The 13,887-nt window shown below is 60.9% G+C and carries 7 protein-coding genes; 4 read left to right on the forward strand and 3 right to left on the reverse strand.

The window, feature by feature from the left end; genetic code table 11:
- Positions 1-126 precede the first annotated feature (126 nt).
- Positions 127-1,464 carry a threonine/serine exporter family protein gene (locus tag VSX42_RS08740; RefSeq protein ID WP_326503919.1) on the reverse strand — a complete coding sequence of 446 codons (1,338 nt, stop codon included), beginning with the start codon at positions 1,462-1,464 and terminating at the stop codon, positions 127-129.
- Between the two features lie 139 nt (positions 1,465-1,603).
- Entirely contained in the window at positions 1,604-2,290 is a 687-nt protein-coding gene (locus VSX42_RS08745; RefSeq protein ID WP_326503920.1) for a 3'-5' exonuclease, read from the reverse strand.
- A 140-nt stretch (positions 2,291-2,430) separates the two neighbouring features.
- On the opposite strand from VSX42_RS08745, the gene VSX42_RS08750 reads away from it, so the two are divergent.
- Complete coding sequence (locus VSX42_RS08750) at positions 2,431-5,907, forward strand: PD-(D/E)XK nuclease family protein (protein WP_326503921.1); 3,477 nt, start codon at positions 2,431-2,433, stop codon at positions 5,905-5,907.
- Positions 5,908-5,917: 10 nt separating this feature from the next.
- On the forward strand, positions 5,918-9,598 hold the full coding sequence (locus VSX42_RS08755) for an ATP-dependent DNA helicase (RefSeq protein ID WP_326503922.1): 3,681 nt from the start codon (positions 5,918-5,920) through the stop codon (positions 9,596-9,598).
- On the opposite strand, the gene VSX42_RS08760 is transcribed toward VSX42_RS08755, so the two are convergent.
- On the reverse strand, positions 9,587-10,537 hold the full coding sequence (locus VSX42_RS08760; RefSeq protein ID WP_326503923.1) for a phosphotransferase: 951 nt from the start codon (positions 10,535-10,537) through the stop codon (positions 9,587-9,589). The genes VSX42_RS08755 and VSX42_RS08760 overlap by 12 nt on opposite strands.
- A gap of 53 nt (positions 10,538-10,590) precedes the next feature.
- Between VSX42_RS08760 and nudC the strand changes: the two genes are divergently transcribed.
- Both nudC and VSX42_RS08770 read left to right on the forward strand, forming a co-directional pair.
- Complete coding sequence (nudC, locus tag VSX42_RS08765) at positions 10,591-11,811, forward strand: NAD(+) diphosphatase (protein WP_326503924.1); 1,221 nt, start codon at positions 10,591-10,593, stop codon at positions 11,809-11,811.
- Between the two features lie 124 nt (positions 11,812-11,935).
- The gene (locus VSX42_RS08770) at positions 11,936-13,825 is read left to right on the forward strand and encodes a family 43 glycosylhydrolase (RefSeq protein ID WP_326503925.1); all 1,890 of its coding nucleotides are present in this window, start codon (positions 11,936-11,938) and stop codon (positions 13,823-13,825) included.
- Positions 13,826-13,887 lie beyond the last annotated feature (62 nt).

Raw genomic sequence — 13,887 nt, forward strand, 5'->3', positions numbered from 1 at the left:
CCAACTGGCTGGGTCTGGCATGAATCGCTTGCGAGCTTGCGAGCCAGCGAGAAGGTTAGTTGGCGAAGGTCAGTGTGCCGCGCCCATAGTTGTGCCTGCTTCACCTACATCTGCGTGTCAGTTTCCTTATCTCATGTGCCCCTGCGGCAGGGAGGCCAGGTTCTGGGTGTCGCGGTCGTAGAGCCAGTTCTTGTCCATGAGCAGGCGGGACAGGGCCAGACCCATTCCTAGAGCAGCGAAGATGAGCAGGACCTGCACGAAACTGGCTAGGGCTTCATTGACATCGCCGTTAGAGAAGTGGGCCATGGACATGTAAAACATGACGCCGGGAACCATGGTGACGGTAGCTGGCACCGCCAGGGATATGCGGGAAACCCGGCGGGCGTGGAGGGGAGCGACGATTTCTGAGAGTACCCCGGCGGTAAAAACGGCCAGTGCAATGGCGAGGTGGGGCGCCCACCCGGCTTCTACCAGCCAGATACGGCCCGGGTTTACGATTGCAGCGATTGCCCCTGCCCAGGCGCAGGAGAGGGGAGTAGCCGAGAAGAGCATGGCGAAGCCGAAGGCGGCGGTGAAGGAGGCCAGCATCTGGAGGATCTGGAGCAGCCAGAAGCCCAGGTGCGGGGCTGGGGCCTGCTCTAGGGGCAGGCTAAAGACCAGGGAGATGAGCCAGACCGAGAAGGACGCGCTGCCCAGGAGTAGGGCAACGTAGGTGAGGCGGGAGATGCCGGAGGCGAAGTCCATGCGGGCTATTTCTAGCATGCCGGTGACCAGTGGGAAGCCTGGTACCAGGTAGAGAATTGACGAAATAAAGCCCACCAGGTGGTTATCTGCGATGAGGCCGGGAGCGATAAGCGCCGACATGACTGCCACATAGATACCGGCTGAGAGCAGGCCGCAGAGCATCCAGACCGCCATATGGTTGAGACCCCGGTGGGCGAGGGTGGAGCGTAGGAGCTGACCGGCGAAGGCCGCGACGAGAACGACTGAGCATTCAATGACCCCGCCCCGGTTGAGGAAGGCGAAGGCTGCACAGGCTAGGGCGGCAGCGAGAGCTAGGAGCCAGGGGGCGTAGAGGGGCTTTTCTTTCTCAATGCGGGTGAGCGTTGCGTCGGCTAGAGCCGGGTCAATGCGCTCGGGCAGGGACGAGATGAAGTGACTGAGTAGGTCGATTTTGTAGGCGGAGATTCCCTTGACGCGGGTTTCTGCAATTTCGGTGCGGAAGTTGCCGCCGGAGTAGGCGGTGGTGGAGAGTTCGGTGAAGTGTACCTGGGCGTGGTGTTCTTCAAGCCCTACGGCTTTGGCCAGGCGGGACATGGAGGTTTTGACGCGGTAGGCGCTGGCTCCAGATTTCATGAGGAGCAGGCCTAGTTTGAGGACGACCGCTGATTGGGCTACCAGTTCTTTGTGCTGGTTGTGGGTGGAGCCGAGGTAGATGCTGCTGGTGGGCGCGGGCTCGTTCACGGTCGTCCTTGCGGTTGAGGTGTATCTGCTTCTTTAAATCTAGTAGAGGGAGGGCAGAAAAGGACGCCGATGGGCAAGTGACGGTGCTTAAGGCACCTACCTGCCTACCGGCGTCCTAATCTTCACAGCAGGGGCGTGTCTAGTCGGTGCGTACTGGCCAGGCGCCACTGACGTCCGCCTGCTTGCCAATGCGGTTGAAGTAGTCCTGCAGCTCAGCTGCCTGCTCAGCTGCCCAGGTAATCTGCTGCTCATGCAGGGCTGTAGCAGGCTGTTCGATCTCTTCGTATTCAAAGCTCATAGCCGTCAGCAGGCGCTCAGCTGCTAGGGCGTCGTCCTTCGAGGTGTGGGCGTTTTCCAGCTCAACGCTGTACTCACTCGCCAGCACTTCCAGGGTGCGCTTGCCCTTCTTGAACTTGTGCACGTGCTTATTGATAACCAAGGGGTCAAGCACGGGGTAGCAGGTCAGCGGCGGGAAGCCATAGCGGGCCAGCTCAAAATGCAGTACCGAGAAATCGTAGGCAGCGTTAAAGGCGATGACGGGAACGCCATCGGCAAAGAGACCACCCAGAGCCATAGCCACCTCGTAGGCAACCTGCTGGGCAGGCTTGCCGTGCTCACGGGCGTACTCGGTGGTGATGCCGTGGATAGCGGACGCCTGCTCAGGAATCTCAACCCCGGGGTCAGCCAGCCACTCCCCGGCGCGCAGAACCTCGCCGTCCGGAGAAACCAAGACCAAAGAAGCCGTGACGATACGGGCGGTCTTGGGGTCGATACCGGTTGTCTCAAGGTCGAAAGTGGCGCGGGGAAGCTCGGTCCATGAAGTCATACCTTCGATAGTAGCGACAGAAGTAGCGCCACAAAAATATTTGAGGCAGGTGGCGCCCAGGCTCTTAAAATGTCAGCCACCTATGATGAACTTGGAATACAGTGAGAACCTTGACCACGACAAAAGATGGGGAGTGCACGGTGACACACGAGCGGCTAGAGACTCAGGGCGCTACCTTGCTTCTGGGCGCGCCCGGCAGCGGTAAAACCCAGGCCCTGCTAGAAGCAGCTACCGGATTCATTGAGCAGGGCAAAGACCCTGCCCGTCTGCTGGTGCTCACCCCCTCACGCGTCAGCGCAACCAGGTTCCGAGAGGCGCTTTCAGCCCGCATTACCGCAACAGTCTCAACGGCCCCGGTGCGAGCCTGGCAGGCTTACGCCTTTGGCCTGCTGCGACGGGCCCACATCGAGGGGTACCTACCCCACCTGGACTTCACCCCCAAGCTCCTTTCAGGCCCCGAGCAGGACGTCCTGATTAAAGAACTCCTTGACGGCCACCGCAGCGGCGAAGGCTCTGGCATTATCTGGCCCGATGACCTCCGCGAAGCCCTTGAAACCCGCGGGTTCCGCCACGAGGTGCGAGACTTCTTCGACCGCATGGCCGAATACGACCTCACAGCCTCAGCAGTTGCAGACCTAGCGCAGCGCTTCGACCGCCCCGAGTGGCGGGCCCTGGCTAAGCTCTACACCGAATACCGCCAGGTGCGAGCCCTCCGCGCCCCGCATGCCTTCGACCCCGCAGCCCTTATCCATGAGGCCACCAAGACCCTGCTAGCCCACCCCGACGTGCTGAGTGCAGAACGTGCCCGCTTTGATCTGGTGCTTATCGATGACGTGCAAGAACTTACCCCCTCTATCTACCGGCTGCTGGCTGTTCTGGCCGGTAGGTCAGCAAAGTACCTGCGTGCCACAGCCAGTAACTCACTGGCCTCTGGCGCAGGTACCGAACCCGCAGACCTAGACGGCCTTCTTGCATCAGGCCCGGCAGCGGTCATGACCTGCTGTACCGATACGGTCGTGCAGGGCTTCCGCGGAGCCAGCCCCCAGCTGGCAGCCAACCTCCCCGATATCTTCCCCTCTCTTGTTACAGAAGAGCTCACCACGAGCTGGCGCATGGCTCCTGTTATCGCCGAGCGCTGGGCAGAACTGGCCTCCCGCCTACCCGTTGTGCCCCGGGCAGCCCATCGGCGCGTCCTTACCCCCGCTCCGCAGGATCCCAGCGAAGAAGCCCTCCTACCGGTCGGGGACGACGGTGCCCTGCTAAACCCCGCAAAAGCAGCAGAACCGGACCCCGAGGTGCTGGGCCTGGTTGTAGAAACCCCCCAGCAGGAAAACCAGCTGCTAGCCCAAATGATTCTTGAAGACCACCTCTACCGGGGCAGGGCTTACCAGCGTAGCGCTATTATCGTGCGAAACGGCTCAGACGTCACCCGGCTCAAACGAGCCCTCATTAACCTGGGTGTTCCCGTACAAACAGCAGCTTCTATTACCCCCGTGCGCGATGAACCTGCCGCCCGCCCCTTCCTTGATGCCCTGGGGCTCATCCTGCACGCCCGGCGCATACGGGGTGCAGAGCAGGCTACGAGCTCTCAGGACGCAGAGACTGAGCTTTCAACTACCCAGCAAGCAAACACTTGGGGCCTGGGCGCTGATACCGCGGTTTCCCTGCTGACCTCCCGCTTAGGCGGGGCCTCGACCCTGGACGTACGCCGATTACGTCAGCGTCTCCGCGCCGAAGAACTGCGCGCCGGGGGCACCCGAGACAGCGATGCCCTCCTGGTTGAAGCCCTCATCAACCCCCAACTACTGCCCACCGGCGAAAGCAGTGCAGCTGCCCGCCGCCTGGGCCGGGTACTCACCGCAGGCGATAAAGCCCTCGACCAGCCCGGCGCTACCGCCGAAACCGTCCTCTGGGCGCTCTGGGAGGCCTCAGAACTCGCCCCCCTGTGGAAGGCTCAGTCTCTCTCAGGCGGTGCAGGAGCCGACCGAGCCGGGCGAGACATCGACGCCATGATAGGCCTGTTTGAGGCAGCAGAACGCTACACCGACCAGATGCCAGGAGCCACCGCCGACCAGTTCTTGGCCTACATCGATGCCCAAGACCTACCTATGGATACCCTGGCAGAGCGCACCAACCACCGCGACGCCGTAGAAATCATGACCCCCGCTCTCGCCGCAGGGCGCGAATGGGACACCGTCTACATCGCGGGCCTGCAAGACGGCACCTGGCCGAACACCACCGTCCGCGGCTCCCTACTGGGAACCCTCGACCTGGTGGATGCAGCTACCGGGCGTCTGGATGCAAACCGGCACGATAACGGTGGGGGAGTAGCTCCCGGCTATTCGCTCCTTGAACGCCTACGCTCCAACCGTTTCGACGAGTTCCGTATGTTCGCCACAGCAACTTCCCGAGCCTGCTCCCGGGTAGTCTGCACGGCTGTATCTTCTGCCGACCAGGCCCCCAGCGAGCTGCTCGATATTTTTGCCCCGGCCCCCGGCGGCGAGCGGCCCCTCACCGAGGTCCGGCGCCCCATGACCCTGCGCTCGTTGGTTGCCGAACTGCGCCAGTGGTCAGAGGCCCAGCACATTTCGCCAACGAAAGCCGATGCCGCTGCCCGTCTGCTGGGCCGCCTCGCTGACCGAACGCAGACCTCCGGGTTGAACTTACCCGGTGCCCACCCCCGCTCCTGGTGGGGGCTACTGCCCCTGTCCTCACAGACCCCGGCCTTTGAAGGGGATGGGCCTGTTCCGGTATCACCGTCTCAGATTGAAAAGATTCACCGCTCGCCCCTCGACTGGTTTGTGGCTGCCTCCCGTGCTGAAGCTGCCACCAACGCCTCGCGGTCGCTGGGCACTCTCATCCATGCCATTTGCGAAGATATACCCGATGGGAACGGAACCGACCTGCGCGACGAGCTCCATCGCCGCCTACCCCAGCTAGGGCTGCCCGACACCTGGGAGAGCCAGAAGATGGTGGAGCGGGCCGAGGGTATGCTCCAGAAGTTTGCCGACTATGTGCGAGACCTCAAGGGCAAAGGACGCTCCTTGGTGGGTGTCGAAGGTTCCTTTAGTGTGCTGGTGCCCGGCCCCGCCAAGGACGCCCTGCTGTCAGGGCGTGTGGACCGCATTGAGGTAGACCAGGTGGGGCGCTTTATCATCATCGACCTGAAGACTGGTAAGAGTAAACCTAGTAAGGCAGATCTTGAACAGCACCCGCAGCTCGCTGCCTACCAGGTTGCTCTTGAAGCCGGTGCAGGCGCCCTGATGCAGCAGGCCTTACAGCACGATGCCTTAGCCCAGAAAGAGGGCGAGCAGCCAGCGAAGCCGCAACCGAACCAGGTTCCGGTGCTCGACGGGCTCCACGAACTTTCGGGCGGTGCCCTACTTCTACAAATTGGTGGGACTACGAAGAGCTACTCCGAGCAGGAGCAGGCACCGCTGACTGCTGAAAGTACCTGGGCTGTTGAGCTTATCAACCGGGCTGCCGAACTGATTGCAGGGGAGCACCTGCAGGCTCGTCATACCGCAGGTGGCCCCTTTGGCATTGGCTGTGCCCTCCCCGATATTTGCCCCATCTGCTCACGGGGCCGCGCTATCACCGTCCGCCCCGCCCAGTAAAGGCAGAATCATGACTGAAAACAAGCCAGTAGAAAATCTCCTGAGCCCCGAAGAAATCGCAAAAGCCCTGGGCCGCCCCCTACCCACAGCGGAGCAATCTGCCATTATCAGCTCTCCACTGGTACCCCGCCTGGTCGTAGCGGGAGCAGGCTCGGGTAAGACTGCCACCATGGTGGATCGAGTAGTGTGGCTGGTTGCCAACGGGCTTGTGCGTGCCGACCAGGTTCTCGGAGTGACCTTCACCCGCAAGGCTGCCGGTGAACTGCGGGAGCGTATGCGTTCCCGCCTTGAAGAGCTCCGCCGCCAGGGGCTCGTGCGAGAAAACCCTGATCAGGGCGCGGACGGAGTCACGAGCGACCCCACCATCTCCACCTACCACTCCTACGCCAATACCCTGGTGCAGCAGTACGGGCTTCGCATCGGTGTAGAAGACGATGCCCAAATGCTGGGTGGCGCTCAAACCTGGCAGCTGGTTGCCCAAATCGTGGAGCACTATGAGGGCAAGCTGCCTGAAAAAGACGTCGCTAAGTCAACCATGGTGGAGTCCATCATCAAACTCTCAGCTGAGTGCGCTGAACACCTGGTAAGCCCCGATGCCGTCATCGACTGGTGTACAGAAACTCTGAAACAGGTTGAGCACCTGGGCAAGCCCACGGTCAAGGGGGCTACCACCGAACAACGGGCCCTAGTGCAGGGGCTACAGCTGCGTATTTTTTACGCTGAGCTGGTCAAACGCTATTCGTCCATCAAAGCACAGATGCAGGTGATGGACTACGGCGACCTCATCGCCAAGGCTGCCCACATCGCGAAGACCGTACCCCAAGCTGCGCAGATAGAACGGGAACGCTTTAGGGTGGTGCTGCTGGACGAATTCCAAGATACCTCCCATGCCCAGATGCAGCTCTTCTCCGATCTGTTTGGGGCAAAAGCAGATGCCCCTGCCCACCCCGTCATGGCGGTGGGGGACCCCAAGCAGTCTATCTACGGCTTCCGCGGTGCCTCCGACGGCCAGCTCTTTAGCTTCTACGACTACTTCCCGGCAGAAGACCGCACCGCCAGCTACCTCACCTTGGCCTGGCGAAACGACACTTCTATCTTGGCGGCTGCCAACCGGGTAGCTGAGCCCCTGAGCGTAAGCCCCGACTGGGTTCAGCGCACCCATAGTATCGAGGTTCCGCCCCTGGTTGCGCGCCCCAATCCCACCGCGGGGCGGGTGCTGGTGGGGGAGTATCTCACAGACCTGCAAGAAGCTCGTGCTCTTGGTCAGATGATTGCCGAGCAACGCTCTAGCTTTGTTGGCCGCCCGATCTCTGACATGCCCACCATGGCCGTCCTCTGCAAAAAGCGAGCCATGATGGAACCCTTGCAAGAAGCCTTCGACGAGCTGGGCGTCCCCTACCAGGTGGTAGGTCTGGGAGGACTGCTCGATACCCCCGAAATCGTAGATCTGGTGGCGGTTCTCCGAGTGCTGAGCGACCCCGGCCGTTCAGATGCCCTCATGCGCATCCTGGCCGGAGCCCGCTGGCGGCTTGGCGTATCTGATCTTCTAGCCTTCGGCGAGTGGGTAGAAACCCTCAAACGCCAGCGAGAACTTGAAATCAGGTTTGGCATTACAGCCCAGGCCGCTGCCCTGCGCGCCGAACAGGAAATCTTCGACGAAGTTGAGGGCCTGAGCGAAGCCGCTGAACGCGGCGCCACTAGCGCAAGGGACCTGAAGGACGCTGGTGAGCAGGTGCCGGCGTCCGCTGAAGACCTTCGGCGCCTGCTCCAAGCTGCCGCCCCCGATGTCACCGATGGAGCCTCCCTGATTGAGGCACTCGAAAACCTGCCGCAGGAGGGCTGGGCCTCAGCCCGCAGCGGCCGGTCCATCAGCGCCGAAGGCTTGAAACGACTGCAGGCCGTATCGAGGGAACTGACCTACCTGCGCCAGTTCACCGCCGATGACCTCACCACCCTCATCAGCGAAATTGAGCGCACCCTTCTGCTGGATATCGAGCTAGCCGCCCGCCCGGGGGCACATGCCACATCGGCTCGCAGGCACCTTGATGCCTTCTACGATGTGGCCGCTACCTACGAGTCCACAGCCCCCCGCGTGAACGCCCTGCTCCTGGCAGCTGCTAACGGCCAGCCCCTGGAAGAGGGGGAGGCCGGCGTCCGCTTTGCCCTCAGCGCCACCGGCGCCTCGGCATCGGGGATTAGCGGCTTCTTAGCCTGGCTTGATGCAGCAGCCCAGCAGGAAGCCGGCCTCGAAATGGCAGCAGAGGCCCCCCGTCACGACGCGGTGCAAATTCTCACCGTGCACGCTTCAAAGGGACTGGAATGGGACCAGGTATACATTCCGGGCATGGCTGCCGGAGACTTCCCCGATGCTAAGGACGAACGCTGGACCAAGCAGGGGGATACCCTGCCCTGGCCCCTGCGCGGTGACGCCGCCTACCTACCCGGTTGGCGGTCGGACTTTGATCATTTGCAGGATCTCGGTGATTTTATGGCCCAGCTCTCGGAGCAGGCGGTAGAACACCGCACTCTGGAAGAGCGCCGTCTGGCCTACGTGGGGTACACCCGTGCCCGATCCCTGCTCGTTCTGACTACCTCGGCCTGGAAGGGAACCACAGCTAAGCCCCGCCTCATGTCTGATTTCGTCGCCGAGTTACTTGATGCCCCTGTTGAGTTAGCTGAAATTCTGAGCGAGCTCGACCCTGACCAAGTAGGTACCGTCAACCCCCAGTCAGCCACGATTACCACCGCCCTCTGGCCCTTTGACCCCTTCGACGGGCCCCACCAGATGACTTGGACCTCCCTTCAGGAACTCGAAGCAGCAGGCCCTACACCCAGCCCGAACGAGAGTAAACAGGGCAACCTAACAGGGCTCAGCCCCCGCCAGGTAGTCGAGCGTGCGGCCCAGAACGTGCTGCGCGGTGGGCTTGAGGCAGATGCGCTCGCTGAAGCTCTCGCTGCCCTCCCCGACCCCACCCCGGAGCAGAGCCGAGAGGCACAAGACGCTATCGAGGACTGGCAGGAAGAAACAGACCTGCTCCTGAGCCTGCTGGCCGCACCCGCGGAAAACAGCTCCTTTGGGCTACCCGGCCACCTGTCAGCCTCCCTGCTCGTCAACCTGGTCAAAGACCCGCAGGCCGTCATTGACAACATGCGACGCCCCATGCCCCAAAAGCCGGGTATAGCGGCCCGCCAGGGAACCATCTTCCACAGCTGGGTTGAAGACCACTTCGGCACCAGCGGCATGCTCGACATGGACGAAGAGTTCGATGACGACAGCACCGAAGAAGAGCTCAATATCCCGGCCCTGCGAGAGAACTTCCTCGCTAGCGACTGGGCAAGCCGTGAGCCCTGGGCTCTGGAATACCCGCTGGAAACACCTCTTGCCGGAGTGACGGTACGCGGCCGCATCGACGCTATCTTTACCCGGACGGACGGCGACGGTTCGACCGTCTGGCAGCTGGTGGACTGGAAGACAGGGCAGCCGCCACGCACCAAGAAGGAGCTCAAAGAACGGTCGGTGCAGCTCTCCCTCTACCGCCTGGGCTTTGCCCGTCTACAGGGGGTACCCGAAGAAAACGTAGAAGCCCATTTCTTCTACGCTTCAACCGGAGAAAGCATCGAAGTTACCAACTTCTCTACCCGGTCAGAGCTAGAGAAGGCCTTGGAATGGGCCACTCAGTTAGCCGGCTAGGGCTCCAACAGCCCGTAGCTCAGCTTCGAGGTGGTCGAGCATAGAAACAGCCTCAGAAATCATGACCCTGTCTTCTAACTCCACCCCGCGGATCAGCCACTGGGCCAGACCGAACTCCGCATAGAGGTTAGCTCGAGCTTCTAGGTTCCGGTCGGGCTCCTGGGGCATCTCTTCACGGTAGGCCGCAAAGACCCTCTCCCTAAAGAGGGGGTCTTCGCAGGCGTAGAGCCAAGCAAAGTCAGTAGCAGGGTCACCGACGCAGACCTCTGACCAGCCGGTGATCTCAACGATTTTCTTCTGATTAAGCGCCAGGTTGTCTTCGTTGAGGTCCCCGTGAATGACGCGGGGGCGGAAGTCCCACATCACTGAATCATTGAGCTGCTTCTCCCAGCGGGTGAGTAGCCCAGAGGGCACCTTTCCGGTAGCGACAGCCAGATCTAGCTCAGCAAGGCGGCGCTCGCGAACCTGCTGGCCGGTGTAGACCGGTAGGTCGGCGTCTTCAACGATGGTGGTGGGGAAAACGTGGATGGTGGCGATGTGGCGGGCAACGTCGTCCGCAATATTGGGCTGGCCCTCGCGGGTTCGGTGGGAGAGGTCTGCCAAATCGTCGATGTCGTAGTGGGAGCCGGGGTTGTGGGTGTAGATGAAGGCCTGCCGCCCGTCGAGGGGAACGGTACCCACAATGGTGGGTACGAGGAAGGGCAGGCGGGCGCGGAGCCCTGGCGTAAAGGACTGGAGAATGACGTGTTCCGCTTCGAGGCGCACGCTAGCTTCGGGGTGCTTGGGGGCGCGGACGCGCCAGCGCTTGTCGGCTGAGTCAATGATGATGGCTGAGTCGAAGTCGAGGGCGTCGTCGGCTGAGGGTAGGGCAGCTACGGGGTAGAGCCCGGGAACCCCAGCTGATACGATGGCGGCAAGTTGAAGTGGTGTTGAAGTCACACTTTTAAGGGTACAAGAGAAGTTGGAACGAACCCGATATGAATGCTGAAAATATGACTAATCTGTCGGCATCTAGTTCGCAGGATGGTACGGACGCCGCACCCGGCATGGACGGACAGAGCTGGTTTTCGCCCCTGGGGCGGTTACCGCTGACCACTGACCGGGTGCGAACCAGCGGTGCTGTACGGGAGCGTCCGGGGTTCTTCGCTTATGTGGGGAAGGCCCTGACGGACAGGCAAGACACCGAAGATAGAACACTCAGCGACCTTTACCCCTGGCTCCTTAGCCCCGCCCTGCTGGCAGTTGACCGGGGCACGGTGCTGGTTCACAAGACCGATCAGGGGCTAGAACCGCTGGACCTAGCGCAGGTTTTTAATCTTCATACTGAAGCCGTACTCGACTACACGTCCCGCGACCGTCACCAACACCCAACCCTCATCTTCGCGGGGAGCCGGGTAGCGGCGTCCGCACCGGGCCAGAAGGGGGAGACAACCGAACAACCCGTGCTAGTAATCCTGGCTGACTTTGACCGCTTCTTAGACCTGGGAGAATCGCCCCTGAACCTCCAGGGCTTTGAAAATCAGGAGCAAACCCTCGCTGAGGTGGTAGCAGCCCGTTCGGGCGGCGAGTGGGTGAACATCCGCGACTACGCTGCCTACTCCTATGAGGGGCAGGGGGCAGCCTTTGCCTGGGGCGAGGTGTTGGCGGCTGCGGCGTCCTTGAGGGCCTGGCACGCATCCTCTGGTTTTGATGCGCGGACGGGCGCCCCTACCTTCGCTACCCGCGGCGGCTGGGTGCGGGTCACCGAAGAGGGTAGAGAGCTCTTCCCCCGCACAGACCCTGCCGTTATTACAGCCGTTACCGCTGAGTTTGGGGGCGAGAGCAAGATTCTGCTGGGGCAGGCTCGGGCCTGGGGGAAAGGTCGATTTTCAACCTTTGCCGGGTTTGTTGAGGGTGGCGAAGCTCTCGAAACCGCTGTCTTGCGTGAGGTCTACGAGGAGTGCGGCGGGCTGGTTACTTCCCTGAAGTATCTGGGGTCGCAACCCTGGCCCTTTCCCAGGTCGCTTATGTGCGGCTATCTTGCTGAAATCTCCAACCCCGATCAGGTTGAAGCCGACGGAGCCGAAATTGAGGAAATCCGCTGGTTTAGCCGTGTAGAACTGCTCGAGGCCCACCGGTCAGGTGCCGTGCAGCTGCCTGGGCCCAGTTCCATTTCCCGCCGCCTGATTGAGTTCTGGCTGAGGCAACCTTTGGACAGCATATCCACGGAGTAAAAGATGGTGATGGGGGCTGTTTGGGGGACGGATTCAGTGGTAGCCTGTGAAGTACCTGCACGTTACCAGTTACACACCTGGGTGTGGGTATATCTCAATCACTCACACAGAAAGAGCAGACCCTATGGTTTCTGTTACTTCCCCCTGGCGCACCCTTAAAAGGGTTGCTGCCGCAACTTTGGCGGGCGGTTTAGCAGCTCTCGCTGCTGCTCCCGCTGCTCATGCCTACCCGGACGGTCCCTGGTTTGTCGCTGATAAACCCTACGTCAGCACCTCCCAGTGGGTTCCCGGCCACAACATCACCATCGGCGATCTTGCCGACCCCAACGTCTTCCTTGAGAATGGTACCTACTATGCCTATGGCACCAACGGTGGCGGGCGTAACGTCCCTTTGATTGTCTCTAAAGATCTAAAAAACTGGAAGACCAACCAGCGTTACACTGTTCCTAAGACAAGCCCAGACGGCCGCCCCGTGCTCAATGCCGGTGATAGCTGGTACAACGATACCCTAGCTCTACCCGGCTCCTGGGCCCTACGCCAAAATGGTTGCAACACCGCTCAATCTGGTTGCTATGAAATTTGGGCACCTAGCGTAGAGAAGGCCGCTAACGGCAAATACATCATGGCCTACGCTGCCCGAACCCAGTCCACCCTTGCCGGGGTAGACCGCTGGTGTATTGGCTTGGCTCAGGCAGATAAGCCTACCGGCCCCTTCTTTGATACTTCACGTACTCCTTTTGTCTGCTCTGATGACCCCGCCGGTGCCATCGACCCCGATCTCTACAAGGACAACAACGGCAAGCTCTACCTTTACTGGAAGAATGAAGGGAACGCCGCTCAAGCAACTAAGACCAAGATTTGGGTACGTGAACTCAATAACACCGGTACAGCCTGGGCCCCTAACACCAGCCCTCAGAGCCTGCTTGAGACCAGCGTCATGAAGAAGGCCGGTAGTCGCGACACCCAGACCTGGGAAGAGACCCTGATTGAGAACCCCTCTATGGTCAGTTGGCAGGGTAAGTACTACCTCTTCTACTCTGCTAGCCAGTACTCCACCCTGGACTACCGTACCGGCTATGCCGAGTGTAGCTCAGCGACCGGACCCTGTAAGCGAGTAAGCCATACTCCGCTGCTACAAACCGACGCCCGGTGGAGCCTGGGCGGCCCCGGCGGTTCCAACGCCTTTCTTGACAGCTCTGGCCAGCTCCGCCTAGCAACTGCAGCCTGGCGACCGGAACGAGCCGGCTACGATACCCGCTGGAATAGTGGCCTGAATGCCTGCCGTACCATTGAACGCTTCTTTGAAACCTCAACCGCCTGCACCAGCAACCAGCGCTTCCTCCACATTGGTACAGTTCAAAAGTTCGGTCCTGCTGGGCTTCTTGCCCTCCCCAAGAAGAGCGAATTTGCCTGGACCGCATCACAGAAGTACCCGGCACCCATCTCCTTTATTGACTACTCACCCCGTGATGCCTTCTACAACGAAACAAATTGGCTAGCCCACACCGGCGTAACCCGCGGCTGGGACACCCCCAGAGGCCCCGAATACCGCCCCGCTAATCAGATTACCCGCGGTGAAATGGCTGCCTTCATGTACCGTCTAGCTGGTTCACCGGCCTACACACCCCCTGCCCGCTCCCCCTTCTGGGACGTCCAGCCTAGCCACGTTTTCTACAAGGAAATCATGTGGCTCTACTCCGTAAGAGTAACTACAGGCTTCCTAGAAGATGGCTCCTTCCGCCCAGCTGATAGCGTCACCCGAGAACAGATGGCCGCTTTTATGTACCGTCTCGCTGGCAGCCCCACCAACACTGCTAACGGTAGCTTTACCGATATGTCACAGACCCGCTTCCCCGGCGAAGTCGCCTGGCTCAAGCAGCAGGGCATCTCCACTGGATACAGCGATGGAACCTACCGCCCCCTCAACCAGGTAAGACGGGACGAAATGGCAGCCTTTATGTACCGCCTAACTCAAAGAGGTCCCCTGATGGCTAAGCCCTGGCCCGGCGCCTAGGATTCTGCTCTAGCCCTACATGCTGAGTAGGGACCCAGCCCTAGCTAGATGCCTAGAAGGCC

Source organism: Rothia nasimurium (assembly GCF_035916755.1).
In the GTDB taxonomy this organism is placed as follows: Bacteria; Actinomycetota; Actinomycetes; order Actinomycetales; family Micrococcaceae; genus Rothia.

Coding starts and splice junctions, on each gene's coding strand:
- nudC (WP_326503924.1), top strand. CDS start 10,591: ATGACTAATCTGTCGGCATCTAGTTCGCAGGATGGTACGGACGCCGCA.
- VSX42_RS08755 (WP_326503922.1), top strand. CDS start 5,918: ATGACTGAAAACAAGCCAGTAGAAAATCTCCTGAGCCCCGAAGAAATC.
- VSX42_RS08770 (WP_326503925.1), top strand. CDS start 11,936: ATGGTTTCTGTTACTTCCCCCTGGCGCACCCTTAAAAGGGTTGCTGCC.
- VSX42_RS08745 (WP_326503920.1), bottom strand. CDS start 2,290: ATGACTTCATGGACCGAGCTTCCCCGCGCCACTTTCGACCTTGAGACA.